This is a genomic window from Exiguobacterium sp. TDN 0502 (assembly GCF_050846835.1).
In the GTDB taxonomy this organism is placed as follows: Bacteria; Bacillota; Bacilli; order Exiguobacteriales; family Exiguobacteriaceae; genus Exiguobacterium_A.
On record NZ_JBOZGJ010000009.1, the window covers coordinates 60,328 to 86,848 of the forward strand.

The 26,521-nt window shown below is 49.7% G+C and carries 30 protein-coding genes and 1 riboswitch; of the genes, 16 read left to right on the forward strand and 14 right to left on the reverse strand.

Features of this window, described 5'->3' with window-relative positions; translation table 11 throughout:
* Positions 1–219 precede the first annotated feature (219 nt).
* Positions 220–321: riboswitch (SAM riboswitch) on the forward strand.
* Positions 322–388: 67 nt separating this feature from the next.
* The gene (locus ACRPK8_RS10720) at positions 389–1,147 is read left to right on the forward strand and encodes an alpha/beta hydrolase (RefSeq protein WP_432238212.1); all 759 of its coding nucleotides are present in this window, start codon (positions 389–391) and stop codon (positions 1,145–1,147) included.
* A gap of 85 nt (positions 1,148–1,232) precedes the next feature.
* On the opposite strand, the gene ACRPK8_RS10725 is transcribed toward ACRPK8_RS10720, so the two are convergent.
* The gene (locus tag ACRPK8_RS10725; protein ID WP_432238270.1) at positions 1,233–1,847 is read right to left on the reverse strand and encodes a thymidine kinase; all 615 of its coding nucleotides are present in this window, start codon (positions 1,845–1,847) and stop codon (positions 1,233–1,235) included.
* A gap of 183 nt (positions 1,848–2,030) precedes the next feature.
* Here ACRPK8_RS10725 and ACRPK8_RS10730 point away from each other — a divergent pair, with 183 nt between their 5' ends.
* On the forward strand, positions 2,031–2,681 hold the full coding sequence (locus ACRPK8_RS10730) for a DedA family protein (RefSeq protein ID WP_432238213.1): 651 nt from the start codon (positions 2,031–2,033) through the stop codon (positions 2,679–2,681).
* A 35-nt stretch (positions 2,682–2,716) separates the two neighbouring features.
* On the opposite strand, the gene ACRPK8_RS10735 is transcribed toward ACRPK8_RS10730, so the two are convergent.
* Both ACRPK8_RS10735 and rho read right to left on the reverse strand, forming a co-directional pair.
* The gene (locus ACRPK8_RS10735) at positions 2,717–2,962 is read right to left on the reverse strand and encodes a type B 50S ribosomal protein L31 (protein ID WP_023469546.1); all 246 of its coding nucleotides are present in this window, start codon (positions 2,960–2,962) and stop codon (positions 2,717–2,719) included.
* 91 nt (positions 2,963–3,053) lie between these two features.
* Entirely contained in the window at positions 3,054–4,427 is a 1,374-nt protein-coding gene (gene rho, locus ACRPK8_RS10740) for a transcription termination factor Rho (protein ID WP_432238214.1), read from the reverse strand.
* Between the two features lie 355 nt (positions 4,428–4,782).
* On the opposite strand from rho, the gene ACRPK8_RS10745 reads away from it, so the two are divergent.
* Both ACRPK8_RS10745 and ACRPK8_RS10750 read left to right on the forward strand, forming a co-directional pair.
* Positions 4,783–5,460, forward strand: a complete 678-nt coding sequence (locus tag ACRPK8_RS10745) for a C40 family peptidase (RefSeq protein WP_432238215.1) — start codon at positions 4,783–4,785, stop codon at positions 5,458–5,460.
* A 71-nt stretch (positions 5,461–5,531) separates the two neighbouring features.
* The gene (locus ACRPK8_RS10750; protein WP_432238216.1) at positions 5,532–6,299 is read left to right on the forward strand and encodes an SDR family NAD(P)-dependent oxidoreductase; all 768 of its coding nucleotides are present in this window, start codon (positions 5,532–5,534) and stop codon (positions 6,297–6,299) included.
* 270 nt (positions 6,300–6,569) lie between these two features.
* Here the strand turns inward: ACRPK8_RS10750 and glpX are convergent, their stop codons facing one another.
* The 5 genes from glpX to ACRPK8_RS10775 all read right to left on the reverse strand — a co-directional run bounded on the left by glpX (position 6,570) and on the right by ACRPK8_RS10775 (position 11,007).
* Positions 6,570–7,535, reverse strand: a complete 966-nt coding sequence (gene glpX / locus ACRPK8_RS10755; protein WP_432238217.1) for a class II fructose-bisphosphatase — start codon at positions 7,533–7,535, stop codon at positions 6,570–6,572.
* Between the two features lie 32 nt (positions 7,536–7,567).
* A complete protein-coding gene (gene murA / locus ACRPK8_RS10760) occupies positions 7,568–8,815 on the reverse strand; it encodes a UDP-N-acetylglucosamine 1-carboxyvinyltransferase (RefSeq protein WP_432238218.1) in 1,248 nt (415 codons plus the stop codon).
* A gap of 28 nt (positions 8,816–8,843) precedes the next feature.
* Positions 8,844–9,491: a fructose-6-phosphate aldolase gene (fsa, locus tag ACRPK8_RS10765; protein ID WP_023469552.1), complete on the reverse strand. Its 648-nt coding sequence runs from the start codon at positions 9,489–9,491 to the stop codon at positions 8,844–8,846.
* A gap of 154 nt (positions 9,492–9,645) precedes the next feature.
* Complete coding sequence (gene fba, locus ACRPK8_RS10770) at positions 9,646–10,500, reverse strand: class II fructose-1,6-bisphosphate aldolase (protein WP_058704156.1); 855 nt, start codon at positions 10,498–10,500, stop codon at positions 9,646–9,648.
* Between the two features lie 132 nt (positions 10,501–10,632).
* On the reverse strand, positions 10,633–11,007 hold the full coding sequence (locus ACRPK8_RS10775; RefSeq protein ID WP_053454439.1) for a response regulator: 375 nt from the start codon (positions 11,005–11,007) through the stop codon (positions 10,633–10,635).
* A 94-nt stretch (positions 11,008–11,101) separates the two neighbouring features.
* Here ACRPK8_RS10775 and ACRPK8_RS10780 point away from each other — a divergent pair, with 94 nt between their 5' ends.
* Positions 11,102–11,611 carry a DUF2529 family protein gene (locus tag ACRPK8_RS10780; RefSeq protein ID WP_432238219.1) on the forward strand — a complete coding sequence of 170 codons (510 nt, stop codon included), beginning with the start codon at positions 11,102–11,104 and terminating at the stop codon, positions 11,609–11,611.
* Between the two features lie 102 nt (positions 11,612–11,713).
* On the opposite strand, the gene ACRPK8_RS10785 is transcribed toward ACRPK8_RS10780, so the two are convergent.
* A complete protein-coding gene (locus tag ACRPK8_RS10785; protein WP_047394418.1) occupies positions 11,714–13,309 on the reverse strand; it encodes a CTP synthase in 1,596 nt (531 codons plus the stop codon).
* Between the two features lie 268 nt (positions 13,310–13,577).
* Positions 13,578–14,105 (reverse strand): DNA-directed RNA polymerase subunit delta, encoded by a 528-nt coding sequence (rpoE, locus tag ACRPK8_RS10790; protein WP_432238220.1) that lies wholly within the window; start codon positions 14,103–14,105, stop codon positions 13,578–13,580.
* A 170-nt stretch (positions 14,106–14,275) separates the two neighbouring features.
* Here rpoE and ACRPK8_RS10795 point away from each other — a divergent pair, with 170 nt between their 5' ends.
* From ACRPK8_RS10795 to ACRPK8_RS10810, 4 genes are all read left to right on the forward strand, one after another.
* Positions 14,276–14,719 (forward strand): GNAT family N-acetyltransferase, encoded by a 444-nt coding sequence (locus tag ACRPK8_RS10795; RefSeq protein WP_432238221.1) that lies wholly within the window; start codon positions 14,276–14,278, stop codon positions 14,717–14,719.
* 45 nt (positions 14,720–14,764) lie between these two features.
* On the forward strand, positions 14,765–15,082 hold the full coding sequence (locus ACRPK8_RS10800) for an ArsR/SmtB family transcription factor (protein ID WP_432238222.1): 318 nt from the start codon (positions 14,765–14,767) through the stop codon (positions 15,080–15,082).
* A gap of 65 nt (positions 15,083–15,147) precedes the next feature.
* Positions 15,148–15,576, forward strand: a complete 429-nt coding sequence (locus ACRPK8_RS10805; protein ID WP_432238223.1) for a DMT family transporter — start codon at positions 15,148–15,150, stop codon at positions 15,574–15,576.
* A gap of 12 nt (positions 15,577–15,588) precedes the next feature.
* Positions 15,589–16,068: a DMT family transporter gene (locus tag ACRPK8_RS10810; RefSeq protein WP_432238224.1), complete on the forward strand. Its 480-nt coding sequence runs from the start codon at positions 15,589–15,591 to the stop codon at positions 16,066–16,068.
* 388 nt (positions 16,069–16,456) lie between these two features.
* Here ACRPK8_RS10810 and ACRPK8_RS10815 read toward each other — a convergent pair whose 3' ends face one another.
* From ACRPK8_RS10815 to ACRPK8_RS10825, 3 genes are read right to left on the reverse strand one after another with little or no spacing between them, the layout of a single operon-like run.
* Positions 16,457–16,927, reverse strand: a complete 471-nt coding sequence (locus ACRPK8_RS10815; RefSeq protein WP_432238225.1) for a heme-degrading domain-containing protein — start codon at positions 16,925–16,927, stop codon at positions 16,457–16,459.
* Positions 16,915–17,964 carry a Gfo/Idh/MocA family oxidoreductase gene (locus tag ACRPK8_RS10820; protein WP_432238226.1) on the reverse strand — a complete coding sequence of 350 codons (1,050 nt, stop codon included), beginning with the start codon at positions 17,962–17,964 and terminating at the stop codon, positions 16,915–16,917. The genes ACRPK8_RS10815 and ACRPK8_RS10820 overlap by 13 nt, the downstream gene beginning before the upstream one ends.
* Complete coding sequence (locus tag ACRPK8_RS10825) at positions 17,961–18,716, reverse strand: DeoR/GlpR family DNA-binding transcription regulator (protein WP_432238227.1); 756 nt, start codon at positions 18,714–18,716, stop codon at positions 17,961–17,963. Before ACRPK8_RS10825 ends, ACRPK8_RS10820 begins: the two co-directional genes overlap by 4 nt.
* Before the next feature lie 120 nt (positions 18,717–18,836).
* On the opposite strand from ACRPK8_RS10825, the gene ACRPK8_RS10830 reads away from it, so the two are divergent.
* The 4 genes from ACRPK8_RS10830 (at position 18,837) to ACRPK8_RS10845 (ending at position 22,329) form a co-directional block, all read left to right on the forward strand.
* A complete protein-coding gene (locus tag ACRPK8_RS10830) occupies positions 18,837–19,670 on the forward strand; it encodes an SDR family oxidoreductase (protein WP_432238228.1) in 834 nt (277 codons plus the stop codon).
* 94 nt (positions 19,671–19,764) lie between these two features.
* On the forward strand, positions 19,765–21,330 hold the full coding sequence (locus ACRPK8_RS10835) for a diguanylate cyclase domain-containing protein (protein ID WP_432238229.1): 1,566 nt from the start codon (positions 19,765–19,767) through the stop codon (positions 21,328–21,330).
* 12 nt (positions 21,331–21,342) lie between these two features.
* On the forward strand, positions 21,343–21,672 hold the full coding sequence (locus ACRPK8_RS10840) for a potassium channel family protein (RefSeq protein ID WP_432238230.1): 330 nt from the start codon (positions 21,343–21,345) through the stop codon (positions 21,670–21,672).
* 12 nt (positions 21,673–21,684) lie between these two features.
* The gene (locus ACRPK8_RS10845; protein ID WP_432238231.1) at positions 21,685–22,329 is read left to right on the forward strand and encodes a hypothetical protein; all 645 of its coding nucleotides are present in this window, start codon (positions 21,685–21,687) and stop codon (positions 22,327–22,329) included.
* Positions 22,330–22,383: 54 nt separating this feature from the next.
* Here the strand turns inward: ACRPK8_RS10845 and mgtE are convergent, their stop codons facing one another.
* Positions 22,384–23,736: a magnesium transporter gene (mgtE, locus tag ACRPK8_RS10850; protein ID WP_432238232.1), complete on the reverse strand. Its 1,353-nt coding sequence runs from the start codon at positions 23,734–23,736 to the stop codon at positions 22,384–22,386.
* 226 nt (positions 23,737–23,962) lie between these two features.
* Here mgtE and ACRPK8_RS10855 point away from each other — a divergent pair, with 226 nt between their 5' ends.
* The 3 genes from ACRPK8_RS10855 to ACRPK8_RS10865 are packed head-to-tail and all read left to right on the forward strand — an operon-like array spanning position 23,963 to position 26,456.
* A complete protein-coding gene (locus ACRPK8_RS10855; protein WP_432238233.1) occupies positions 23,963–24,700 on the forward strand; it encodes a metal ABC transporter ATP-binding protein in 738 nt (245 codons plus the stop codon).
* The gene (locus ACRPK8_RS10860) at positions 24,697–25,542 is read left to right on the forward strand and encodes a metal ABC transporter permease (protein ID WP_432238234.1); all 846 of its coding nucleotides are present in this window, start codon (positions 24,697–24,699) and stop codon (positions 25,540–25,542) included. The genes ACRPK8_RS10855 and ACRPK8_RS10860 overlap by 4 nt, the downstream gene beginning before the upstream one ends.
* Positions 25,539–26,456, forward strand: coding sequence for a metal ABC transporter substrate-binding protein (locus tag ACRPK8_RS10865; RefSeq protein WP_432238235.1), 918 nt, complete (start codon positions 25,539–25,541; stop codon positions 26,454–26,456). The genes ACRPK8_RS10860 and ACRPK8_RS10865 overlap by 4 nt, the downstream gene beginning before the upstream one ends.
* The last annotated feature ends 65 nt before the right edge of the window (positions 26,457–26,521 follow it).

Here is a 26,521-nt window from a genome sequence, read left to right on the forward strand (position 1 = left end):
CAGTGTTGCTTATGTCGTAAAACTAATTTTTACATTACGGGTCGAACCTTTGAAAGTCAACCAATTTTACAAAAATAATCCATTTGGCGCATATCGATGAATTGACAAGTTATGGATTCACTCAATGAACGGATTCGTCATTCGTCAAGAACGATTTGATAAGTCATTTTCGGTCGTGCTACCATCGTCTCAATGATTAATCCGACAATTCCAATCTGATATTTATCAAGAGTGAACGAGAGACCTGGCTCTAGGACTTCACGGCAACCTGCAATCTGTAAGGTGCTCCGACCAGCAAAGCGCGGCTTTGGATGATACGGTGAAAAACTCGTGGACGTCCAAGCAGTGACGTCGACGAGTTTTTTTCATGAATGGAGGAAAAATAGTAATGATGAACTATCCTGTATTAACTGGTGCTGAAGCGTTTTATTTTCAAGGTGGTCCGATCGGCATTCTAATCTGTCATGGGTTTAATGCGACACCGCAAAGTGTCCGCGACGTCGGTGAGGCATTTGCTGCTGAAGGATTCACTGTTTACGCGCCACGTTTGCGCGGACACGGAACGAACGTCCGCGAGTTCGAACAATCGACCGCCCGATGTTGGAAAGAAAGCCTGCAAGACGGCTATGAACGTTTACAAGAAACGTGCGATCACGTCTTCGTCGTCGGTCAATCGATGGGCGCGACGCTCGCACTATCGCTCGCTGCTGACGGGATTCCGTTCGCAGGGATCATTACGATCAATGCCGCCCTCTCCGTTCCATCCTATGAAGCACTCTCGTTTGATGAAGGTCCGCAGTACTTACCGGAAGGGGCACCAGACATCAAGCGATCTGCCTTCGAAATCATCTATGATCTCGTTCCGAGCCGGTGTGCGTTCGAACTCGTCCGTCTAATGGACGAAACAAAAAAACGCCTAGGATTGATTCTTCTGCCGACATTGATTCTCTACTCAGCGACCGATCACGTCGTTCCGCCGTCAAGCTCGGATTACCTGCATCGGCATATCGGAACGAACGATAAACGCAGCTATTGTCTTCTCAACTCGTACCACGTCGCAACCCTCGATCATGACCGGGATTTAATCGTTCGTGAGACGGTCCGCTTCATCGAACGATCAAACCGTTTCTCGCAGGAAATAGGGTAATAAAAAAACAGCCACTCGTTTCCGTGAAGAAGTGAATGGCTGCTAGATCAAAGGACGAGACGACCGCAAGCGGTTCGTCTTTTTTTCATCCTTGTTGCTGCTGTATCGATTGTAACGGCTTCGGCTTTCCTGGCACCTCATGGCAATGCCGGCACCGTGGCTCATACGACTCCGACGCTCCGACTAGGATAATCGGGTCATCATAGTTTGCCGGTTTTCCGTCAATTAACCGTTGCGTTCTTGAAGCGGGATCGCCACATGACAGACAGATCGCCTGTAGTTTCGTCACGAACTCTGCGCGTGCCAGTAATTCCGGCATCTTTCCAAACGGCTCTGCCCGGAAGTCTTGATCGAGTCCTGCACAAATGACACGTTTTCCGTCTTGTGCGAGCGCTTCGATGACTTGTACGATTTCATCATCAAAGAATTGAACTTCATCGATCCCGACGATTTGTGTCTCTTGTGCAACTGCTGCGTACAGATCACGGCTCGTCGCCATCGGAATCGCCACGACAGAGTTGCCGATGTGAGAGACGACATGCTCTTCGTGGTATCGGTCGTCGATTGCCGGCTTGAACACTTGAACGGGCAGTTTGCCGTACTGCGCCCGTCTGACACGACGAATCAACTCTTCCGATTTCCCGGAAAACATACTGCCACAAATTACTTCGATCCAGCCGTACTGATTTATTACATGCATCATCGTCCGACACCGTCCTCTAAAAATAGTCACTTTAACGAGTATAGCTCGAAACGGTATTGAGAAAAAGGGTTGACTTCCGGAAATCAAATATCGATTATTCATTCCCTAGAATTTTTGTCCTTTCATTCCAACCGTCCCCTATTTCCTGTACACTGAAGAAGAAGATTCTCACGAAAGAAGGTGTCCCCGATTCATCATCTCTTACATGACATTCTGCACCAATATGGTGCCCTTGGTCTCTCTGTTCTTCTCGCAGGTGGTATCGTGGGATTACCGGTTCCCGACGAGACCTTGCTGATTTTGTCCGGTTTTTGGATGCATCAAGGTAACTTACCCCTTTTCAGTACGATTCTTGCTGCGTACGCCGGAAGCTGCATCGGAATGACGATCAGTTACCTGCTCGGATTAAAGCTTGGTATGCCGTTGCTCCACCGGGTCGGACCGAAGATGCGTATCTCGGAAAAACATATTTTCTCTGCTGAAGCCGGATTTCGTCGTTACGGGAAATCGGTCTTGATCATCGGTTATTACATACCCGGCCTTCGTCAACTTTCTGCTTTTTTTGCAGGTGTCTCGAAAATGCCATTTCGCGTTTTTGCGAGTTATGCCTATACGGGAGCACTTATTTGGATCAGCGTCTTTTTAGGTGCCGGTTATTTCGTCGGTCGTCACATCTCGTTTCATAAGATCGTCGATTATATTTTGGCGCATCCGGATGCTATCCCGTACTTGATCGGAATTGTCAGCGGCATCGCATTTTCCTTCGTCCTGAAGACATATCTTGCATATCGTTCACAATTCAGCCTATACAAAAACAGCCTGCTTCCGTGACGGAGGCAGGCTGTTTTTTAAGAACCGACAAGTTATTACTTGCGGCCGTATTTTTTGTTGAAGCGATCGACACGACCATCTGCCGCGTTGAACTTTTGACGACCTGTGTAGAATGGGTGCGAGTCAGAAGACACATCCACACGGATGAGTGGGTACTCGTTGCCATCTTCCCAAGTGATCGTTTCGTTCGAAGAACGAGTAGAACCGCTCAAGAATTTGTACTCAGTCGTTGAATCCATAAATACTACTTTATTGTAGTTAGGGTGAATTCCTTGTTTCATGGTTGATTTCTCTCCTTCCGCCCTGGTTCATTTGCTGAGCCAGAGTAAGTTACCTTCCTATACTAAACGATTTTTTTACGCGTCGCAATAGTTATTTTTCAGTTGATGTCTCCGTCTTGACGGTGCGTGGTTTCGCCGGTGTGCGGCGGACCTGTTTCTTCTTTTCTTTCTCGAGCTCAACGAAAAATTCCTCATTGTTTTTCGTATCGCGAATCTTACGCAGGAACGTATCGACGAACTCGTTCGACTCGTTCATCGTCCGTCGAATCGTCCAGAGCGCATCGAGTTGCTCTTTCGGCAGTAACAATTCTTCCTTCCGTGTACCCGATTTGCGGATATCGATCGCCGGGAAAATCCGACGCTCCGACAATTTCCGATCGAGATGTAATTCCATGTTGCCCGTTCCTTTGAATTCTTCATAGATGACGTCATCCATTCGTGATCCTGTCTCAACGAGCGCCGTAGCTAGAATCGTCAAGCTACCGCCATGCTCGATATTTCGTGCTGCCCCAAAGAAGCGTTTCGGCTTATGGAAAGCCGCCGGATCGATCCCACCCGAGAGTGTGCGTCCGCTTTGCGGCACTGTTAAGTTATAAGCTCGTGTCAGACGTGTGATCGAATCCATCAGGATGACGACGTCTTTTTTATGTTCGACGAGTCGCATTGCCCGCTCGAGGACAAGCTCCGAAATTCGGACATGGTTGTCCGGTGTTTCGTCAAACGTTGAACTGACGACGTCTGCTCCCGGAACCGATCGCTCGATGTCCGTCACTTCCTCTGGTCGCTCATCAATCAATAGAATGATCAGCTCGACATCCGGATGATTCTCCTGAATCGAGTTCGCGATTTCTTTAAGCAACGATGTTTTTCCGGCTTTTGGCGGCGCGACGATCAGACCACGTTGACCGAAACCGACCGGTGCAATCATGTCCATGACACGAACCGATAGATGGCGCGGTTCTGTCTCAAGTCGCATCAGACGATCCGGGTAGATCGGTGTGAGTGCCGGGAAGAACAAACGGTTTCGTGCCGTATCCGGCGCTTCCCCGTTGACGGCTTCCACACTTAGTAACCCTTGGAAACGTTCATTTTCTTTTGGTGGACGGACTTTACCTGTGACGACATCACCATTACGTAGATTAAAGCGTCGAATTTGAGATGCTGCGATGTAAATGTCTTCAGAGGACTGGGAGTAATTGATAGGACGAAGGAAGCCGAAGCCGCCGTCGTTTTGCATTTGTGGATTACCGGGGATGACTTCGAGCACCCCTTCGAGGAAATAAAGACCTGTTGATTCCGCTTGAGCCTTTAAAATCTTGAACATCAACTCACGCTTGCGTGCTTCGCGATATTGCGGGACATTTTTTGATTTTGCGATTTCGTAGAGATCTTTTAACGTCAATTGACTCAACTGGGCCAATGTATAGGAACGTTCCGGTTTATCTTTTTTATCTGTCGTTGGCATATTTCTCACCTATTCTTTATAAATTCAGCTACATTTAGCATTCTTCTACATATACTTCTAGAGGTATCTTCATTCTTTCGTGAACTAAAGGTATCACATTTCCCCCTCATTCGTCGTCAACAATCCTTTGCGTTTTATACTTTGTAATATTCGAGGATATTATTTCAGTTATGTTACAAAAACTTCTGTTTTGTCTTTGAACTGAAAAAACGTTTTCATGTACCTACGTGCTAAGATATTCCTGCAGACAAAATTCTTACATAGTTGTAAGATCCACTGCTTAACCAAACACTTAATGATTTCATCATATAACTTACGGGCGCAATACACTACATTAAACGGAGGAATTCTTAACATGAAACGTTTTCTAGCATCGATCGCGACGGCAGCCTTAGTGGTTTCAGGTTTTACATCAATGGGTACAGGTAAAGTTGAAGCAGCGACAGTCACGAAAGTCAAGATCACGGACAACGGTCTTCGTGTTCGGACAGCTCCTTCTACGAAAGCAAGCATCGTCGGGAAAGTCAACGCTGGTCAAGTCTTTACATACAAAGGCAAATCAGGCAGCTGGACTAAAATCTCATACGGCGGTAAAACACGCTATGTCTACTCACAGTACACGAAGACATACAAATCATCTTCAAGCGCTAAAAAATCAACAAGTTCTTCTTCAAAACGGACGAAAATCCTGAACGAAGCAGCAAAACATAAAGGTACACCTTATGTATGGGGCGGAACGACGACTCGTGGTTTCGACTGCTCTGGTTTCACAAGCTACGTGTACAAGAAAGCAGCAGGCAAAACATTACCACGTACGTCTTCTTCACAATATTCTTCTTCTAAGAAAGTCAGTGTTTCAAAAGTACAACCAGGAGATCTTGTCTTCTTCTCACACGGTAGCGGCATTCAGCACGTCGGGATCGCAACAAGCAAGTCAAGCATGGTCAACTCAGAAACAGGTGGCGTTAAATACTCAAGCTTCAAATCAGGATACTGGGGTTCACGCCTTGTCGGCGCAGGATCTTACCTTTAATTCATCATCTCAAAGCGGTTGAGCATTGGCTCGATCGCTTTTTTTCATCTCATTCATAAGGAGGAAATAGGATGCATGTCTTAATTACAGGTGCTTCAAGAGGTCTCGGTCGTGAATTCGCTTATCTCCATGCACGACAAGGGGATCACGTCCTGCTCGTCGGACGTGATGCAACGGCACTCTTTGAAACGAAATTCCATGTCGAGCGACTCGGTGGAACAGCAACCGTCTTCCCTTACGATTTAACGCAGTATACGCATCGATTGGCACTGTTTCGGGCAACGGAACAGATTTCGGTCGATTGCGTCATCAATAACGCTGGAATTGGTGTCTTCGGCTCTTTCCTTGAGACCTCGTTTAAAGATGAGTCCAATATGATTGCCTTGAACGTCGAGGCATTGACACATGTGACGAAGGTCTATGCCTCACGCATGAAGGCACACGGAATCAAAGGACGCATCGTCCATCTCGCATCAACGGCTGCATTCGAAGGCGGTCCATGGCTCAGTGTCTACTATGCGACGAAAGCCTATGTCCTTCATTTCTCGGAAGGCTTGACGGAAGAGCTCGCACCAGCCGGGATCCAAGTCAGCGTCGTCTGTCCGGGTGCGACACATACCGGATTTGAATCGGCAGCTAAGCTTGAACAGTCACGACTGTTCCTGCGTCCGGGTGTCATGGATGCCCCGACGGTCGCACGGATCGCCTACCGCGGCTATATGAAGGGAAAAACGTTCATCGTACCTGGCTTCGGAAATGCCTGGTACATCTTTTCGACGCGTTTTCTACCGCGTCGGTATGTCACCCGACAAGCGGGAGAAGTTCAGCGTCCGCGATAATCGTCAAATAACGATTCATTTATCACTCAACGTTCATATCCTCACTTTCCTCAGGCGGGAGGTAAGCCGCGACATCTCGCAGCTCATGCGAAATGCCGGGTCTTCCCTTACCCTGACGGAAACGTTAGCACGTTTCCTTTTCCTGTAGGAGTTGAGGATGAACATCTTGCTTCCTCGAAACATATCAAAAAGAGTTGGCATTCCGGAGATCATCCGCAACGCCAACTCTTTTGTGTGAATTCAGACACCCTTTTGAGGAATCGTCCTGTTTTACTTAATGACAAGCTTCGGTTTCTTCTTGAACGAGTGAATGCCTTCAACGAAACGGACCGTTCCAGACTTCGCGCGCATGACGACAGAGTGTGTCTGACCGCCTTGTGCCGTGAACTGGACACCTTTCATCAACTCACTATCCGTGACACCTGTCGCAGCGAAGATACAGTCGTCTCCTGCGACGAGATCGTCCATCATGAGAATCTTCGACGGATCCTCGATGCCCATCTTCTTGCAGCGTGCGACTTCCGCCTCATCTGCTGGTAGCAAGCGTCCTTGAAGCTCACCACCGAGACATTTTAAGGCAACGGCAGCAAGAACGCCTTCCGGTGCACCACCTGAACCGAGCAGGATATCGATCCCTGTATGCGGGAATGCTGTATTGATCGCACCGGCAACGTCCCCGTCACCAATCAAGCGAATCCGTGCCCCTGTTGCCCGAATCCGTTGAATCACCTCTTCGTGACGTTCACGATCAAGGATTGAGACGACGACGTCTTCGATTTCCTTGTTCTTCGCCTTCGCGACGGCTGCGATGTTCTCTTCAATCGTCGCATCCAGACTGATGTGTCCTGCTGCTTCCGGACCAACTGCAATCTTATCCATGTACATGTCCGGTGCATGGAGTAGATCGCCCGCATCCGCGACCGCGAGGACAGCGAGTGCGCCCCATGTTCCTTTTGCGACGATGTTCGTTCCTTCAAGCGGATCGACAGCGACGTCGAGTCGTGGTCCATACCCATTTCCTAGCTTTTCTCCAATGTAAAGCATCGGTGCTTCATCCATCTCGCCTTCCCCGATGACGACGGTTCCTTTCATCGGAATCGTATCAAAGACGTCACGCATTGCGCTTGTTGCCGCATCATCCGCTTCGTTCTTCAATCCTTTTCCCATCCAACGCGCAGAGGCAAGCGCTGCTGCCTCCGTGACGCGTACAAGTTCCATTGATAGACTTCTCTCCATGTGTATGTCCCCTCTCCCTTGTTACAAATCGGTCAAATCGTTTCACGCCATACGAGGGCGCCTAGTTCCTTCAACTTCTGATCAAATCGTTCGTAACTCTGGTCAAGCACTTCTGCGTGGTGCAGCGTCGTCTCCCCTGAAGCGAGAAGTCCCGCCAAGACAAGTGCTGCGCCACCGCGTGGGTCTGGTGCCTCGATTTCCGTACCGAGTAAGCTTTCACCGCCACGGATGATGATTGAGGCGTCTTCATGCGTGATTCGAGCATTCAAGCGTCGTAACTCCTGCACATGCCGGAAACGTTGCGGATACAACTTATCGACGACGATACTCGCTCCCTTCGCTTGCAACAACGCTGCCGAGATGACAGGTTGTAAGTCGCTTGGGAACCCACCATAGTGGAAGACACGAATATCGACCGGCTTGGCATCCTGAAACGTCGCCGTGACGGAATCATCCGTTGCTTCGATCAACGCACCGTACCGCTCGAGTTTTTGAATGACGCTCTCGAGATGAAGCGGAATGACGTTATCGACAGTGACGCGTCCAAGTGCCGCCCCCATCGTCAAGAATGTCCCTGCTTCCATTCGGTCCGGAATCAAGGTATGCCGACAACCACTTAGTTGCGATACGCCTTTGATTCGAATCTCGTCCGTCCCTGCCCCTTTGACGCTTGCCCCCATGTTCGTCAGCATCGTACTGACGTCGATGACTTCCGGGTCATAGGCAGCGTTTTCGATGACAGTCGTTCCCTCAGCGAAGACAGCGACGAGTAACGCACTGACCGTCGCTCCAAAAGACGGCAGATCGAGATAGATCCGGTTTCCGACGAGACGATCGACGCGCATGTAATGGACGCCCTGTTCGTTACGTACGGAAACACCGAGACGCTCGAGTGCTTTGATGTGTAAATCGATCGGTCGTGGTCCGATGGCATAACCTCCAGGCAGACCGACGACTCCTTGTTTGAATCTGGCTGCCAGAACGCTCATAAGGTAGATCGATCCGCGTAACTTGCGCGTCTCCGCACCAGTCAACGGCATCGATTCGACCCGACTTGGATCAATCGTCACCATATCGCCTTGACGTGTCACGACCGCGCCGAGCGTCTCCAAAATCTCGATCATCGTCGCGACGTCGCCAATCTCCGGCACGCCTTCTAGAACGACCGTCTGATCCGTCAGGAGGGCTGCAGCAAGACACGGGATGGCGCTTTGCTTCGAACCACTGATTGATACGGTTCCTTCTAGGCGTTGTTGCCCTACGATATGCAAAATGTCCACGTTCCATCAACCTTTCTCTTCGCTACGATTATTGCTGCGTTTTTTCCCAGTCTGCGAGGAATTTTTCGATTCCTTGCGTCGTGAGTGGGTGGTGTGTGAGTGATTCGATGACCGAGAATGGAATCGTCGCGATGTCTGCGCCTGCAAGAGCTGCGTTCGTCACGTGAACCGGGTTCCGGACCGATGCCGCAATGATTTGTGTCGGAATATCATGTACGACGAAAATTTGAGCAATCGTCTCGACGAGTCCCATTCCATCTTGTCCGATGTCGTCTAGACGGCCGAGGAATGGTGATACGTATGTCGCACCAGCTCGTGCTGCAAGTAATGCTTGGTTCGGGTTGAAGATCAATGTGACATTCGTCGTGATCTTCTCTTTTGAAAGTGCTGCGACGGCTTCGAGTCCGGCCGGAGTCATTGGAACCTTAACCGTAATGTTCGGCGCGATCTGGGCAAGTTCCTTCCCTTCACGGATCATTCCTTCTGCATCAAGCGCGATGACTTCGGCACTGACAGAGACGTCCCCGACGATTTCACAAATTTCGCGAAGTCGTGTATGGAAATCGACGCCTTCCTTAGCGACGAGTGACGGATTCGTCGTGACACCGTCTAAAATCCCCATTTTATGTGCTTTCTTGATGTCCTCTACGTTTGCTGTGTCAATGAAAAATCTCATCTTTCTCGTTCCCCTTTCATCCCTTGAAATCGCTTACGACTCTATTATAGGTTTTTTTCACGAGAAGTCCTACTCTTTTCCATTGAATATACGTTCATATGATATGAAAAAAGCACGGTAGACCGAAGTCCACCGCACTTTAAAGAGGAGTCGATTAAGCTTTGTTGCTTGAACCGAACTCACGCATCTTACCGATGACAGTTTGTTTGATTGCTTCACGACCTGGTGCGATGAATACGCGTGGGTCATATGCTTCTGGTTTCTCAGCCAACACTTCACGAACGACTTTCGCGAATGAGATTTGGTTCTCTGTGTTAACGTTGATTTTTGAAGTTCCGAGTGAGATCGCTTTTTCGATATCGTGTGTCGGAATTCCAGTTCCACCGTGAAGAACGAGTGGGAGGTTTGTAGCGTCACGGATTTCTTCCATCTCTTTGAATCCGAGGTTTGGTTCACCTTTGTATGGTCCGTGAACAGAACCGAGTGCAGGAGCAAGCGTGTCGATTCCAGTTTCTTTGACGATGCGTACACACTCATCAAGTTTCGCGTACATGACATCACCGATGACGTCGTCTTCTTGTCCGCCAACTGTACCAACTTCCGCTTCGACTGAAACGCCTTTCGCGTGAGCGTATTCAACGACTGCTTTAGTTGTTTCGATGTTTGTGTCGATCGGGCTGTGCGAATCATCGATCATGACAGATGTAAATCCAGCGTCGATCGCTTCTTTACATTTTTCAACGCTCGAACCGTGGTCGAGGTGGATTGCAACTGGAACTGTGATTTTCATGTCGTGTACGAGACCTTCAACCATTTTCACGACAGTGTAGAATCCGCCCATGTGGCGTGCTGCACCTTCAGATACTCCAAGGATGACTGGTGACTGCTCTTCTTGAGCCGCACCGAGAATCGCTTGTGTCCACTCGAGGTTGTTGATGTTGAATTGACCTACTGCATACTTACCTTCGAGAGCTTTGTTTAACATGTCTGTCATAGATACTAATGGCATAATGACATCCTCCTCTGTTTTGATCGCTGCTTACACGAACTCGTGCAATTTCAGACTGATTATAACATACTGATTCATCGGAACGTACAGCATTTCGCTCGGTTTTTTGGTTTGTGACGGCGACGTGAAGGATTAACCGCTTACATCGTGAGAAATTTGCACAGTCACTTCTTTTTTTAGTTCGAAGATGTCAAATGGCTTCCCGAAGAAGGCGACGACCCCTAATCGTTTCGCTTCTTCCATCGCTTCTTTTTCACCGAGTGCCGTCATTAAAATCGTCCGGACACGTCGTCCGATCCGGTCCTGATGACGTAAGACCTCGATTCCGGTCCGCCCCGGCATGTTGACATCCATCAACAACAAATCATATACCGCTTCCTGTAAGTAGACGATCGCTTCCTCTCCATCGACGGCGACGTCCGTTTCGTACCCTTCTGCCCGGAACAATTGTGCAAGTAAGTTCCGGATTCCCGGCTCATCCTCGACGATCAACAATCTTCCTTTCATCTCTGCCACTCCCCCTCTAGTTATTTCCATTCTACACTAAAGCAAAACTTGCTTTATACTGTCCTTGAGAGAAACATAGAAAGGATGAAGAAAAATGATGAAAATCTTAGCTACGCAATTCAATGGAAAACTGCAAACGCTCGCAAAACAGGAAGAAGAACTGTTCGATGTCGTCCGCTTGCTCGCACAGGCACTCGTCGGAGAAGGAACGGTCTACGTCGACGCCTACGGTGAGTGCGAAGGACTTTACCCGATGCTCTCAGAAGGTCCGGATCAGATGAAGCGTGTCTCGAAAATTAAAGACCGTAAGACATTGCATGCTGTCGACCGTATCTTAATCTTCACACCGGATACGGAACGGTCGGACCTGCTCGCGTCCCTCGCCAGATATGATGCGTGGCATACGCCATACGCGATCATCACGCTTGGTGACATGACGGAGACGCTCGATCGTTCAATTGCACCGCTTGCGCTGAAGTTCAATAAAGGACTGCTTCCGGCCGAGGACGGTTCACGCCACGGACTGCCGAGTCTTGCCCTTTGTGCGTTCCTCTTGACGCATATCTTGACGCAACTACAAGAGATGACGGAAGAGTGGGATTGACGTTTTTCTTCTATAATAAACAGTTCATCTTATGATCAACCAAAAAAGACGCGGTGACCTTCATGATGCTAAAGGTCACCGCGTCTTTGATTATCTTTCTCTTCATTCACCAAGTGATGCTTGGATGAAGTCATGGAAGAGTGCTTGTGGACGTTCTGGACGCGAGATCAATTCTGGGTGGAACTGACACGCGACGAACCATTTGTGTTCTGGAATCTCAATGATCTCAACGAGACGACCGTCTGGGCTCGTACCTGAGAAGACCATGCCATTTGCTTCGAACTGCTCACGGAATTCGTTCCCGAACTCATAACGGTGACGGTGACGTTCGTAGACGAGCTCGCTTGAATACGCGGCACGTGCTTTCGTACCATCTTCGAGTTTACATGGGTAAAGTCCGAGACGGAGCGTACCACCAAGATCCTCGATGTCTTTTTGTTCCGGCAACAAGTCGATGATCGGATATGGTGTCGCTGGATCGATTTCCGCTGAGTGTGCGCCTTCGAGGTTGAGGACGTTACGGGCGAATTCGACTGTCGCGAGCTGCATACCGAGACAGATGCCGAAGAACGGTACGTTGTTTTCACGGGCGAAACGTGTCGCTTCGATTTTCCCTTCGATGCCGCGTTCTCCGAATCCACCAGGAACGAGAATCCCGTCTGCTGAACCAAGCAATTCGTTGACGTTTTCGCGTGTCACGTCTTCTGCGTTGATCCAGTCGATTTCGATGTCACTGTTGAAAGCGAATCCAGCGTGCTTCAATGCTTCTGCGACCGAGATATACGCATCACGCAATTCAACGTATTTCCCGACGAGTGCGATCTTCGTCGTCTTCTCGAGGTGCGTCACTGTGTGGACGAGTTGTTTCCAGGCTGTCATATCAGCAACCGGTGTATCAAACTTGAAGTAGTCACAGACGAGCTGGTCCATACCTTGACGTTGCAAGTTGAGCGGTACTTCGTAGAGTGTCGATGCATCTTGTGCTTCGATGACTGCTTCCGGACGTGTATCACAGAAGAGTGCGATTTTGTCTTTCATCTCTTGTGGGACCGGGTGCTCCGCACGTAAGACGATGATGTCTGGTTGAATTCCGTAGCTACGGAGTTCTTTGACACTGTGTTGCGTCGGTTTCGTCTTGAGTTCACCTGCTGCTGCAAGATACGGAACGAGCGTACAGTGGACATACATGACATTTTCTTTTCCGATATCGTTTTTCACCTGACGAATGGCTTCGATGAACGGAAGCGATTCGATATCCCCTACTGTTCCACCAATCTCCGTGATGACGACGTCTGCACCTGTCTCTTTTCCGGCACGGAAGACGCGGTCTTTGATTTCGTTCGTGATGTGCGGAATGACTTGGACCGTTCCACCGTTGTAGTCTCCACGACGTTCCTTCTTGAGGATCGTCGAGTAGATGCGCCCAGACGTGACGTTCGCGTTCTGGCTCAAATTGATGTCGATGAAACGCTCATAGTGACCAAGGTCAAGGTCCGTCTCCGCGCCATCATCCGTGACGAATACTTCCCCGTGTTGGTACGGGCTCATCGTACCCGGGTCGATGTTGATGTACGGGTCGAATTTTTGGATCGTGACGTTGAGGCCACGGTTTTTCAAGAGACGAGCGAGCGATGCAGCGGTGATCCCTTTACCGAGTGACGATACGACGCCACCTGTTACGAAAATATACTTTGTCATGTTAAATCTTGCTCCCTTCCCTAATTCACATCTCAAAAACAGAGGTGGTAAAAACAAAAAAGCAAAAGTGCCCCCATTGCAATAGGAGACACTTTTGCTGAAATAAGCACGTTGCTTAAAGAAGCCCATGACTAACTTACGTCATTCCGAAAACTTCGTCAAGACTATTTTTTCAAAGAAAAATTTTCGTGCTCGTTCGTCAGCCGTCAACGAAAAAACTGCCATTTCTATAGGGAAATAGCAGCTGTTCGGTTGTGGTGGATCGTGCTTAGACTTCCTCTTCTTCTTCTTCGAAGTCTTCTAAATCTTCTTCGTCGAGATCGTCATCAAGATCATCGATCGCTGCGACTTTCTTGAATGTATCATCGTCTTCGCTGTCGTCAGCTGAATCATAATCCGCTGTCTTCGCGAACGTATCGAGATCATCTTCAATCGTTTCGAACTCATCTTCTTCTGCATCATAGTTGAACTCTTCCTCGAACTCATCGAGTTCTCCACGTTGACGCGCTTCGATGACGAGATCCTCATCGGACTTATCGAACGGATACCAAGCGCGGAGTGACCAACGGTTTGCTCCGACGTTGACGAAGTTTCCGTCGATGTTCATGTCTGTATAGAGTTGAGCAAGTTTTTCGAACTTGTCTTCTTCATCTGTAAACGTATGATACTTTTCGATTTCTGACGTGATGTCATCGAACGTGATTGGCTGTTCGCCAGCTTCTTGCAACATTTCGTTGACGAATTCGATCAGCGAAAGATTAGTAATCTCTTCTTTACTTAAACGGCTGAGGCTCATTGTGACGGCCACTTCCTTTCATATGCGTTCAATCCATTACTTCTCATTATACGCAAAACGTCTTTTAAAAATCCAGTCTCTATTTAAAAAAAGCTCGAATTGATTCTTAAATCGTGTTTTTTCGATCCTATAAAAAGGAATATGCAAAGGAGAAGAAGGAGGAATGACAGATGAAGATGACAATTGAACGGGTCAACGATTTTGACGACTTCAACTGGTTACCGATCTTATCAAAGAGTACTCAGGAGGGACACCCCTTTATCGAACGGATGCTACGCGAACGTCGGAATGAGACGTTTCGAGAAGACGGAGAAGCATTGTTTGTCGTCTTATCCCTCTCCGGGCATGTCGTCGCGTGTGGTGGTTATATGAAACAAGCCGGTACAAACGATGTCGGTCGGATTCGTCATGTCTACGTCTTGCCTGAAGCACGGTTTCAAAGCGTCGGTACGCGTCTTCTTGGAAAAATCATCTCGGAAGCCTTATTGAGTTACTCGGAACTGTGGCTGTATACGGCTGATGCTGGTACATTTTATGAACGCTTCGGATTCGAGCCTCATACCGCAAACAAGGTAACACATCGACTTTTAAAGCATGCATTCGTCCAACCGTAAGCATCTTGGATTGACATATCGAGAATCATCGATTAGTTTAAGCGTATGACAAATCAAGTGGATCTATTCAAGGCATTATCGAACGAGGTACGTCTTGATATCTTACGCTGGCTCAAGGATCCCGAGACTCATTTCAATAAGCCGACGGCCCATCCCGCGACGAATTTGTCGGACAAGGGAGGCATTTGCGTCGGAGATATCCAAGAGAAGGCGAATTTATCTCAATCGACCGTCTCCCAATATCTTGCGATGTTGCAAAAAGTCGGATTGCTCGAATCCGAACGTCACGGTAAATGGACGTATTACCGGCGAAATGAAGAAAAAATCCAGGAGCTCGCAGCGTACCTCAAAGGAGAACTTTGATTCGTTCTCCTCGCCTTACATATCGACATTTCTCGATATTTAGATTCGTGAAAGGATGAATTCTGTTGAAAATCGTGTATTACGTACTCGCGTTACTTGCGGGTATCGCTCTCAGTATCGAAGGAGCCATCTACGGTGAGCTCGGTAACTTCGCCGGAAAACTCGAAAGTAGCTTTTATAATTTCTTCGCCGGTACGATCATCATCGGACTGATCGTTCTCTTCTTCGGAAAAGGTTCGCTCGGCTATACATTCCGTGCACCGAAATGGACCTTGCTCGGTGGTCTGCTCGGTAGCATCTACTTGACGATTCTGATCATCAGCATCCCGCTCGTTGGTGTTGGTCTCGCCATGATCAGTGTCATCATCGGACAGATGATTGCCAGCATGGTCATCGAACATTACGGCTGGCTCGGTAGTCCGAAACGTCCGATCAATCGTGACAAGCTGACGGCTTCTGCTTTGATGCTCGTCGCCCTATTTCTCATCTTTTAAGGAGGTTCGCTCGTGAATATTCTATTACTTGGTTTTACATTACTCGGCGGCGTCATGCTGAGTGCGCAGTCATCGATTAACGGTGCCTTCAGTCAAAAGGCAGGTGCTCTAGAAAGTACGTTTCTGACATTCTTCACCGGGATGCTGATTCTCGCACTCGCCATCCTGTTCTTTGGTCAAGGAAACGTCTTGCTCTTGCTCGAAGCACCACGTTGGCAACTCAGTGCTGTCCTGTTTGGTGTCAGTTATCTGTTCCTGACGATTCTTGCTGTCCCGCAAATCGGTGTCACGGCAGCTAGTATCGCGACCGTCATCGGTCAACTCGCAGCGGGTATGGTCATCGATCACATCGGTGTGTTCGGTGGCGTCGTCGTTCCGCTCGACGGAAAACGTCTACTTGGACTGCTAGTGATGCTTGCCGCGCTTTACTTCGTCTACCATGGGAACACACGCAAAGACGTGTCAGCTTCATCTGATTCGATGGCATCGTGATTGAAGTTTCAGAGTAGATTCCCGTGCAAGACTCCGCTTTCCTCGGGCGGAAGGCGAGCCGCCTCGCCGCTGATGCGCCTGCGGGGTCTCACCTATTCCGCTTTCCCGTAGGAGTCTTCGTCTTGCACGTCCATCAACAGAAATCCATTAATCCTCGTATACGAAAAGTCCGAACGAGTTTTTTCTCACTCGTTCGGACTTTTTTTGGTTTCATTATTTTGTTTAGATTCCTCACATTTTTATATGACTCCTACAGGAAAAAGCACGATTCATCGTGCTGTCAGAGACGAACAAGACCCGAGTCGGCTGTCTAGGACAGCCGAGACTGGCTTGTGTCTCGCCTGAGGAGAGCGAGTGGAACATCGTGAGGACATCTCATGTATCTATATCATTGCTCCAGCTGTTGTCTCTTAAGTAAACGCAACGCTTCCGTCGCGAGACGGTGATCCGCTTCCTGCGATAGACCGGAAACAGTGATCGTACCGACGACACCGACTCCTTCGATCCGGATCGGGAACGCTCCACCGGCATCGGCATAATCCGTTGGTGAAACGGCATACATCGTATGATACGAGCGATGTTTACTCTCATTATAACGCCGCATGTATAGGGAACTGTAGCCATGCCGTAAGACGACGTTCGATTTCCGGCGGATCCATTCTTCTTGATCCGGTGCTGTCCCATCGAGTGCCGCGTAATACAGCCGCTGTCCGTTCCGCTTGATCTCAACGGCAATCGATAAGTTCTCTTTCATTGCCCGTCCGATCAACTCATGTCCCATTCCGATCGCTTCCGTATTCGTCAGTGACGTCAGGACGAGTTCTTCCTCTTCCGCAAGCAGTACCTTCAATTCTTCCATGCATCCCATTCCTTTCGTAAGAGGCGTCGTCCTTCATCACTGCTGATCCGTACTGCTTCAATCAAACGCATCGTTTTTTCCGCGTCGCGTAGATTGACTGGTACCTGTCCGCCACGTAATCCGTCTGCGAGTTGTTCATAAAATGTCGCATAGCTTCCCGGAAGTGTCGCGAGACGCTCGACGGGCTGATCGGCGATTTGAAGATAACCGTAGGAATCTGCTTCATCTTCCCCAAGTTGCGCATCGATAGGATGACCTTTCGTAAGTCGTCCTTCTTGTGGATCCATTCCGTATTTGATGTAACTGCCACGCGTCGCATGGAACTCGAAGCGCGGCGTTGGTCCTTGGATAAAGGAAGCAGAACGCAAGATGACACGACGCGTACCATAATGCAGCGTGATATGAAAGCCGTCATCGACAACAGCACCGTCACGTTGTAGATAAACGTCGCCCGTGAGTGCATCCGGCTCTCCGAACAGAGCAAGTGCCTGATCGAGCAAGTGTGAGCCGAGATCAAACAGGATGCCCGCACCGTCGCCCGCTTGTTCCCGCCAGCGTTCCCGTACGACCGGGCGATAGCGATCAAAGCGCGACTCGATGACTTGCCAGTCGCCGATCTCGTTCATCTCCATCAATTGTTCAAGCGTCAGGAAGTCCCCGTCAAAGCGACGGTTTTGATAGACGGCGACCTGAACGCCATGCTGCTGCGCTAACGTTTTCAGTTCAAGGGCTTCTGCAATCGTCACGACTGCCGGCTTTTCAAGCAGGACGTGTTTTTTCGCTTCGATCGCTTGTTTCGCCATTTCAAAATGCAAAGCCGTTGGCGTCGTGATGATGACGAGTTCCGTGTTGTCGTCCTGTAGTGCCTCAGTAAGCGTCGCGACGACCGTCGCCTCACTGAAATATCGCGCGACTTGTTCCGGTCGACTTGAGACGACTTGTGTCACTTCAAATGCTGATAGTTCCTGTAAGAACGGAACGTGAAACGTCACTGCTGAAAAGCCGAATCCGACGAGTGTCGTTTGAATCGGGTTCATCTTTCTTCCTCCTTAGTCACGTCGATCTCAACGTAGTGATGGTGTAACCGTTCTTTCCAAGAATCACTCGGTTCTTGATCAGTCACGAGTAAATCAATCTGCTCCCAATCACAAACCTTATGCAAAAAACGCTTATTGAATTTCGTATGATCTGCGAGAACGATGACGCGTGTCGCACTACGAATCATTGCTTTTTTGACGATCGCTTCTTCGAGTTGTTCCGCAAAAAGTCCTTCTTCCGTCAAGCCGCAGGCACCGAGAAAGACACTGTCGACTTGATAATTCAGAATATCGTCCGCCGTCTTAATTCCGCTCAAGCTCCGTGCATGGCGATCGAAACGCCCTCCTGTCACATACAGTTCGATATCACTGCGCGCTCCGACATGCTCCGCGATATCAAGCGAGTTCGTGATCACTTGAAGCGGATACGGTGGAAGCGCCCGCGCCATCTCAGATACCGTCGTTGCAGCGTCAAGCAATAATCGATCGTTCGCTTGGACATGATGCGCCGCCCGCTGCCCAATCCGGCGCTTTTCCGGCTTTTCCGTGCGGTGTTCATAGGCAAGCGTCCCGCCTGCTCGAACGAGACCGTTTTTGACACGAATGATCTCACCTTCTTGCTCTAATGCGATGACATCACGTCGGGCAGTATCGCGCGAAATCTGGTATTCCCGCATTAATTGTTCCAGCGAGATTTCCGGACTCGTCTTGATCCATTCCCGCATCTGTTGCAATCGTTCCGTTTGTCCCATTCGTAGCCCTCCTTTGACTTTATTTTAAGTTTTTTCATTAAAATACGCAATTTTAATGCAAATAGTTCCCGTCGATTCGGGTAAAGACTAGATAACACCACTTAGGATGGAGGAATGGAAATGCAGACGATCTTGATCACTGGTGCCTCTTCCGGCATCGGTCTCGCGACGGCTAGACGATTTGCTGAAGCAGGTTGGTATGTATATGCTGGTGTCCGGAATCCGGACGAGATGACACTTTCATTGCCGACTCTTTTTTTTCTACCACTCGATGTTGCGGACGAAACCAGTGTCAAAGCTGCGGTTCGTCGTATCGAACAGGAAGTCGCCCATCTCGACGTCGTGTTCTGTAATGCCGGTCACGGTTTACTGCGCGCTCTCGGACAGGCGACGAGCTATGAAATCAAGCAACTTTTCGAGACGAATGTCTTCGGCGTCATCCGGACGATCGAAGCCTGTCTCCCCTTGCTCAAACAAGCACCAGAAGGTAGCCATCTGCTCGCGACTTCAAGCGTCAGCGGTCTTGTCGGTCAACCGATGAACGAACTATATTGTGCCAGCAAGTTTGCGATTGAAGGATTGTTCGAGAGTCTTGCGACTTACTACAAACCGTACTTCAATATCGATGTCACACTGATCGAACCGGCAGCCGTCGAAACGAACTTTACAGCGAATGTGCTCGACCAGCTCGAACGGACCGGCGGCTTACACGAAGACGACTTCAAACCAATCATCACCGCTTATCTCAAGACATACCGGTCACGCCACGCCGATCGGCAACCAGCGGAAGCACTCGCGGAGTTAATTTTCGATCTCGTCCATGAAACGGCGCCACCACTGCGCCTTCGGACGACCGAGGTCGATGAGCAATTCGTCGCGCATAAGACGCGGCATGACCCATCCGGACTCGAAGGTGTCGCGAAGATTCGGCGTCTGACTTTAAATCTTGATTGATTCCCCTTCTTTTAAAATTTCATTCCGTCTGCGTGGCCTCCGCCTACTATACTGAGACTAACTACCTACATCTCAAACAGAAGGGCGGATCATTATGCCATCTTTATTTCTCTTTGCAATTGTCTACCTGATTCCGACCTTCATCATGTTCTATATGGCGGTTGATATTTTTCTACGCAATCCATCACGTCCGCAACACCGACTGCTCAGCTTATTCACGTTCGCTTACGGCATGTTGTTTCTCGGTGAATTCTTCCGAAACGCCTCGCCGATCGGGTGGAGTCCGGCATTCGTGACGTACTGGTTCGGAAACGCTGGTTTGATCGTCTTTAGTACATCGCTCCACTTCATCTTCCGCATCTCGAATTTGTGGAAACGAATGCCACGACTGCTCTACCCTTGGATGTTTTATTTTCCGGTGGTCATCGTCCTTGTGACATACCTGTTCCAGACGAACGTCATCAACAGTCAGCAATTCACACAGGTCGGTCGCTTCATCTATCCAGAATTCAACACGCCCTACTTGGTGACGATGACGGTCGGTAACCTTTTTCACCTGCTCGTCATCGGTCTACTCGTCTATGCTAGACGGCAGCTGACGGACGCCCGTCGCGGTATCATTAATGTCTTGCTGAGTGTCGCCATCCTCGTTCTCGCGTGGGATATCGCTTTCGGCTACTGGTCGTTCTATGGCATCATGCCACCGTATGCCTATATGTATGGTGGCTTATTCTGGGCAGGAGCACTCACGATCGCCATGCGACGCTTCGATTATCTCGCGTCTTACCAGAAACGCTTTGCGACGCTCTACAACTTGAACCCTTCCGCGATCCTTCTTGTTGATCGGGAGGGACGAATCGAGAGCGCCAACCCAGCTGCTCATCGTCTGTTCGAGACCAATGAACTGATCGCATGTACGTTTTCGAGCTACTTACCTGATAAAAAACAAGCTGAATGGACACTTCACTACGTGACGCATTTTCTGTCACAACGTAAGTTCAATGAGTTCGAGACGAAGATTCTGACGGCGCAACAACAAGAACGCTACGTCGTCATCGACGCCGATTTCGTCTTCATCGAACAAGAGCTGCACGGGATGTTGCTGATCCGTGATATCCAGTCCTTCAAAGAAGCGGAGCAGACGATCCGTTTCTTCGCCTACCATGATCCGTTGACAAAAATCGCGAATCGCCGGAGCTTTTACGAACGTGCGTCGCAAGAGATACTCGAACTTGATCACGCAGCGATCATCGTCGTCGATCTCGACGGTTTCAAAGCAATCAATGATACGTACGGGCATCAGATCGGTGACGCCTTCTTGATTCATATCGCGCGTCTACTGGAACACCATGCGGAACAGAATGGATTCGCTGCCCGTGTCGGTGGAGACGAATTCTTCTTACTCTATCGTCATCCGTCTGTCGCTATGCTCCATGCCTATGCTGCGAGTCTGTTGACGTACTTGCAAGACAATCCTTACCGGTTCGCTGAAGAAACCATTGAAATCCGGACGAGTATCGGCATCAGCTACTCACCGGATCATGGGGTCGACCTCGATACATTGATCCAACATGCTGATCAAGCGATGTACCGTGTCAAACATGGCGGGAAGAATGATTATTTGATTCATGATACGATGGACTCGACGCAACGATCCTAAAGGAGAGATTTGATGATTTCTGTACTGACGATTTTTTCTCGCTTGTTCAAGGGACTGCGCCGCGCTTTCCGTTTATCCTATTTTCGTGGACTTCTGATCCTCTGCCTGTTGACCCTTGTCTCCGGTACGATTTTCTACAGCACGGAGGAACAGCTCTCGGTCGTCGACGCGCTTTACTTCTGCATCACGACGTTGAGTACGGTCGGTCATCCGACGTTCGTTCCGACGACGACGCTCGGTAAAATTTTTACGATGGCCTACATCACGATCGGTTGCGGTCTGTTCTTAACATTGATTGCCACGTTGTCTTACGTCCTGATCAAACAACCGGAAGACGAATAGGGGGAACGAAACATGCGCCAAGCTGCCATCCAAAACAATTTCGATTGGTGCCGACTCGTCTGCGAGCAGGCTGGTTGTCACGTCACGGAAACCGACTCGACCTGGTTCGCGCAAGGAAGCGTTCCGAGTTATTATCCAGAGCTGATGGTCCGCCTTCCTCATCAGCGCATCGGTGTCGACCATGTCTACAGCATCAAGGATTGTACAGCGAGTTATGATTTCTCGAGTGCCGGTCTCAGTCATCTGTTCACAGCGGAGTGGATGACGCGTCCTGCCATACTCGATCGTCGTGCCCTTCCTGTCGATTGGTCTGTCGTCACGAATTCCGCACAGTTCGCAAGCTTCCAGGCAATCCAAGCGACACCGGAATTACCAGAATCGTTATGGCAACATCCCGACGTCCGTTTCTTCTATTCCGAAGCACAACAGGCAAGTTGTATCGCGTATTCAAATCAGATGACGACCGGCCTTTCCTACGTCAATTCAGATTATCTCGACGAGCGATTGTGGGACGACATCGCTCGCTTGAGTTCAGCCCATTTTCCCGGGCAACCACTCGTCGGCTACGAATACGGCGACCAACTGATCACGGCGCTCGAAGCTGGTTTTGACGATATCGGTCCCCTCGCCGTCTGGATTCGGACGAGGAACGATTAAAAAAACCGAACCGATTTCTCTTCTCTTTCCAAGAAGACGAATCGGTTCGGTTTTTTACATCAAACGGCTGATGAAGGCAGTCGCAATCCCGAAATAGACGAGGAGCGATAAAATATCATTCAACGTCGTGATGAGCGGTCCCGATGCAATCGCCGGGTCAATTTTCAACCGATGTAGGATCAACGGAATGATCGTTCCAGCAAGCGTTCCAAAAATCAACGTAATGACGAGCGAGCTACCGACGACAAGACCTAAGACCGCACTCCCTTGCCAAACGTAGGCAATGATAGCGATCAAGATGCCACAAATGACACCAATGATGAGACCGACCCAGAGCTCGCGCAGGATCAACCGTGTCGCGACCCGCTTATCGACTTCACGTGTGATCAATCCACGGACGACGACCGCAAGTGATTGGGTGCCGGTATTCCCGGTCATCCCGGCAATCATTGGCATGAAGAAGGCAAGCGCAACGACTTTTGAGAGCGTCTCTTCGAACTGACTGATGATTGACCCAGAGACGAGCCCGATGAAGAGTAGCAAGACGAGCCATGGCAGACGACGGGTCGCTGCAATCCACGGCTTCGTCTCGAAGTCGATTGCTTTACCGGACGCGGAGAGCTTCTCGATGTCTTCGTTTGCTTCTTCCCGTAAGACGTCAAGGGCATCATCGACCGTGATCAGTCCGACAAGAATGTCGCCTTCGACGACCGGTAACGAGACGAGATCGTAGCGTTCGAACAATTGTGCGACTTCTTCCTGATCGGTCTCCGCCGCTACCCGGATCACCTTCGTCTCCATGACGTCGCTGATCCGTTCCGTGTTTTCAGCTAAGATGACATCCCGGTATGAGATGACACCGACGAGTTCACTGAGTTGATTGACGACATAGACATAGTTGATCGTCTCCGAGTATTCGATGTAGTCACGCATCTTCTCGACCGTCTCACCGACCGTGAAATCCTCACCGACCCAGATGAACCGGTTCGTCATCAAGCGCCCGGCCGTTTCCGGCGGATACGTCAAGAGATTGCGAACGATCAGGGCCTCGTCCGTGCGCATGCTGCTGAGCAAACGATCAGCCTCTTCCGGTCCTAGTTCTTCGAGTAAATCCGCGACATCATCGTTCTCCATCAAGTCAAGGACGTGCCCGGCGCGCTCAACGTCTAAACGACGTAAGACGGCGAGACGTTGGTCTCCTTCGAGCTCCTCGAGGACGTCCGCCAATCGCTCGTGATCGAGATAGTCGAGGAGTCGTGCCTGATCGTCTTCGCCCAACTCTTCATACACTTGCGCGATATCATACGGATAGACCTCTTCGATCACTTGCTGTGCTTGCTCGCGTTTCCCCTTCGCAAGCGCATCGAGCAATAGCCACTTCCATTGTTGTTCTGCTGTCTGACGCACTCTCCTCACCCCCTGTATTCTGCCTTTTCATCTTAGCACGAGTTGATTCGCAATCGATATCGAAAAACAGTTGACATCTGTTTCCTCTAGCTTTAAAGTTTGCCTTAAGGAAACATTATTAGCAGACCGAATCTTTTTTCGGTGATACATCTAAAATTTTTTACCCTACTTTTTGCCTTAGGGAAACTTTCGTTCGATAGACCACAAAACAAAGGAGTGATCATTCATGTATGCCCTTGACGTTGATCGTCTCACCGTCTCTTATGTTGATACACATGCACTCGACGGAGTATCCGTTCGTCTTCCGGTCGCTTCGTTAATCGGCATCATCGGACCGAACGGCGCCGGGAAATCGACATTCTTAAAAGCTATCCTCGGCTTGATTCCTGCCCGGATCGAACAGTTACGCGTGCTCGACCACTCACTCGAAGACGTCCGGTCACGCGTCGCTTACGTACCGCAACGAAGTGCAATTGATTGGGACTTCCCGGTTCGTGTGCAGGATGTCGTGTTGATGGGCTGTTATCCGAAGCTCGGCTTATTCAAACGACCATCGAAAGTACAAAAAATGTTCGCCCTGGAGTGCCTTGCGCGTATCGGTATGGCGGATCATGCCGAACGACAAATCGGTGAGTTGTCAGGCGGACAGCAACAACGGGTCTTTCTCGCGCGTGCCCTTGCCCAAGAAGCAGAACTGCTATTGCTGGACGAACCGTTCGTCGGCATCGATGTCGCGAGTGAGCAGATGATCATCGAACTCTTACGAACCCTTCGAGCCGAAGGGCGGACGATCGTCGTCGTCCACCATGATTTGCACAAAGCGGAGGACTACTTCGATACGTTGATGCTGTTGAACAAACAATTGATCGCTGTCGGTCTCCCGTCTGATATCTTGACGCCGGAATGGCTCGAACCGGCGTACGGATTACCCTTATTCGAACGACGCAAGGAGGGACAAGGATGACGTTCATCGAGGCATTACTTCAGTATGAGTTCTTACAAAAAGCGATGATCACCGCCGTCATGGTCGGTATCATCTGTGGTGTGATCGGCTGTTTCATCATCCTTCGCGGGATGTCGTTGATGGGGGATGCGATCTCGCACGCCGTTTTACCTGGTGTTGCGATCTCCTACCTACTCGGGATCAACTTCCTGATCGGTGCTGTCGTAACGGGTCTCGTGACAGCGCTCGGAATCGGCTTCGTCAGCCAGAACAGTCGCATCAAGAACGATACGGCAATCGGAATCCTATTCACATCCGCCTTCGCCCTCGGGATCATCCTGATTTCGTTCTTACGCAGCAGTAGCGATCTCTATCACATCTTGTTCGGCAATGTCCTCGCAGTCCGTCCGAGCGACATGTGGATGACCGTCATCATCGGATTGATTGTCCTAGGTGGAATCTTCTTGTTCTATAAAGAGTTGCTGATCAGCTCGTTTGATCCGACGATGGCACAAGCCTATGGGCTATCGACGCGCTGGATCCACTATGGATTGATGACACTTCTAACGCTCGTCACCGTCGCTTCACTTCAGACGGTCGGCATCATTCTCGTCGTCGCGATGTTGATCACACCGGCTGCGACAGCGTATTTACTGACAAACCGGCTCTCACGGATGCTGTTCCTCGCAGCAGGATTCGGTACGGTATCTGCCATCGTTGGATTGTATTTCAGCTTTACGTATAATCTGTCTTCCGGTGCGTCGATCGTCCTCGTCGCGACGACATTGTTCGCACTCGTCTTCGTCTTCTCACCACGTCACGGTCTGATGCGTTACCGGAAACGAAAGGAGTCAACTGTATGAAATTAAAACTGATCCTATTCGTCCTCGTCAGCACGATTTTCCTTGCTGCTTGTTCGACACCAGCAGAAGAGAACGGAAAGTTGAAGATCGTCGCGACGTATTCGATCCTCGCTGACCTCGCACGTGAGGTCGGTCGTGAACACGTCGATGTCCACAGCATGGTCAAGATCGGGGCAAACCCACACGAGTATGATCCACTTCCAGCAGACGTACAGGCGATGGCAGATGCTGACGTCGTCTTCTATAACGGATTGAATCTCGAAGCTGGTGGTGCGTGGTTTGACAAGCTGCGAGCAACGACGGGTAAAGACGCGTCTGACGCACCTGTCTATCGCTTAAGTCAAGGGGTCGAACCGCAATACCTGACGACGAAAGGCAAGGAATCGGAGACCGATCCGCACGCGTGGCTCGATTTGAGCAATGGCATCCGCTACGTCGAAAACGTCAAGCAGGCATTGATCAAGGAAGATCCGAAGCACAAAGCGGATTATGAAAAAAACGCGGATGCTTATATCGAAAAACTGCAGACGCTTGACCAGGAAGCGAAAAAGCAGTTTGCCGCTATTCCGAAAGCAGAACGTCATCTCGTCACGAGCGAAGGAGCCTTCAAATACTTCGGAACTGCCTATGATGTCAAAGCGGATTATATTTGGGAGATTAACTCAGATAATCAAGGAACTCCGGCTCAAGTCCGCCGGATCGTCGATACGATCAAGGGGCAGGACATCCCTGTCCTGTTCGTCGAAACGAGCGTCGACCGACGAAGCATGGAAACCGTCTCAAGAGAGACTGGTGTTCCGATTGGCGGTACGCTCTATACTGATTCGCTTGGTGCACCGGGTAAGGATGGCGACACTTACTACAGCATGATGCAAACGAACATCGAAACGATCACGAAAGCACTCGCCAAGTAAGCGTCAACAAATCGTCACGCCTCTTAGATACGTCTTTCTTTATAATGAAGGCAAGACGATGAAAG

Excerpts from the sequence above, each read along its gene's own strand:
- ACRPK8_RS10720 (WP_432238212.1), top strand. The coding sequence starts at position 389 with ATGATGAACTATCCTGTATTAACTGGTGCTGAAGCGTTTTATTTTCAA.
- ACRPK8_RS10725 (WP_432238270.1), bottom strand. The coding sequence starts at position 1,847 with ATGCATGTAATAAATCAGTACGGCTGGATCGAAGTAATTTGTGGCAGT.
- ACRPK8_RS10735 (WP_023469546.1), bottom strand. The coding sequence starts at position 2,962 with ATGAAACAAGGAATTCACCCTAACTACAATAAAGTAGTATTTATGGAT.
- rho (WP_432238214.1), bottom strand. The coding sequence starts at position 4,427 with ATGCCAACGACAGATAAAAAAGATAAACCGGAACGTTCCTATACATTG.
- ACRPK8_RS10745 (WP_432238215.1), top strand. The coding sequence starts at position 4,783 with ATGAAACGTTTTCTAGCATCGATCGCGACGGCAGCCTTAGTGGTTTCA.
- ACRPK8_RS10750 (WP_432238216.1), top strand. The coding sequence starts at position 5,532 with ATGCATGTCTTAATTACAGGTGCTTCAAGAGGTCTCGGTCGTGAATTC.
- glpX (WP_432238217.1), bottom strand. The coding sequence starts at position 7,535 with ATGGAGAGAAGTCTATCAATGGAACTTGTACGCGTCACGGAGGCAGCA.
- fsa (WP_023469552.1), bottom strand. The coding sequence starts at position 9,491 with ATGAGATTTTTCATTGACACAGCAAACGTAGAGGACATCAAGAAAGCA.
- fba (WP_058704156.1), bottom strand. The coding sequence starts at position 10,500 with ATGCCATTAGTATCTATGACAGACATGTTAAACAAAGCTCTCGAAGGT.
- ACRPK8_RS10775 (WP_053454439.1), bottom strand. The coding sequence starts at position 11,007 with ATGAAAGGAAGATTGTTGATCGTCGAGGATGAGCCGGGAATCCGGAAC.
- ACRPK8_RS10780 (WP_432238219.1), top strand. The coding sequence starts at position 11,102 with ATGATGAAAATCTTAGCTACGCAATTCAATGGAAAACTGCAAACGCTC.
- ACRPK8_RS10785 (WP_047394418.1), bottom strand. The coding sequence starts at position 13,309 with ATGACAAAGTATATTTTCGTAACAGGTGGCGTCGTATCGTCACTCGGT.
- rpoE (WP_432238220.1), bottom strand. The coding sequence starts at position 14,105 with ATGAGCCTCAGCCGTTTAAGTAAAGAAGAGATTACTAATCTTTCGCTG.
- ACRPK8_RS10795 (WP_432238221.1), top strand. The coding sequence starts at position 14,276 with ATGAAGATGACAATTGAACGGGTCAACGATTTTGACGACTTCAACTGG.
- ACRPK8_RS10800 (WP_432238222.1), top strand. The coding sequence starts at position 14,765 with ATGACAAATCAAGTGGATCTATTCAAGGCATTATCGAACGAGGTACGT.
- ACRPK8_RS10815 (WP_432238225.1), bottom strand. The coding sequence starts at position 16,927 with ATGGAAGAATTGAAGGTACTGCTTGCGGAAGAGGAAGAACTCGTCCTG.
- ACRPK8_RS10820 (WP_432238226.1), bottom strand. The coding sequence starts at position 17,964 with ATGAACCCGATTCAAACGACACTCGTCGGATTCGGCTTTTCAGCAGTG.
- ACRPK8_RS10825 (WP_432238227.1), bottom strand. The coding sequence starts at position 18,716 with ATGGGACAAACGGAACGATTGCAACAGATGCGGGAATGGATCAAGACG.
- ACRPK8_RS10830 (WP_432238228.1), top strand. The coding sequence starts at position 18,837 with ATGCAGACGATCTTGATCACTGGTGCCTCTTCCGGCATCGGTCTCGCG.
- ACRPK8_RS10835 (WP_432238229.1), top strand. The coding sequence starts at position 19,765 with ATGCCATCTTTATTTCTCTTTGCAATTGTCTACCTGATTCCGACCTTC.
- ACRPK8_RS10840 (WP_432238230.1), top strand. The coding sequence starts at position 21,343 with ATGATTTCTGTACTGACGATTTTTTCTCGCTTGTTCAAGGGACTGCGC.
- ACRPK8_RS10845 (WP_432238231.1), top strand. The coding sequence starts at position 21,685 with ATGCGCCAAGCTGCCATCCAAAACAATTTCGATTGGTGCCGACTCGTC.
- ACRPK8_RS10855 (WP_432238233.1), top strand. The coding sequence starts at position 23,963 with ATGTATGCCCTTGACGTTGATCGTCTCACCGTCTCTTATGTTGATACA.
- ACRPK8_RS10860 (WP_432238234.1), top strand. The coding sequence starts at position 24,697 with ATGACGTTCATCGAGGCATTACTTCAGTATGAGTTCTTACAAAAAGCG.
- ACRPK8_RS10865 (WP_432238235.1), top strand. The coding sequence starts at position 25,539 with ATGAAATTAAAACTGATCCTATTCGTCCTCGTCAGCACGATTTTCCTT.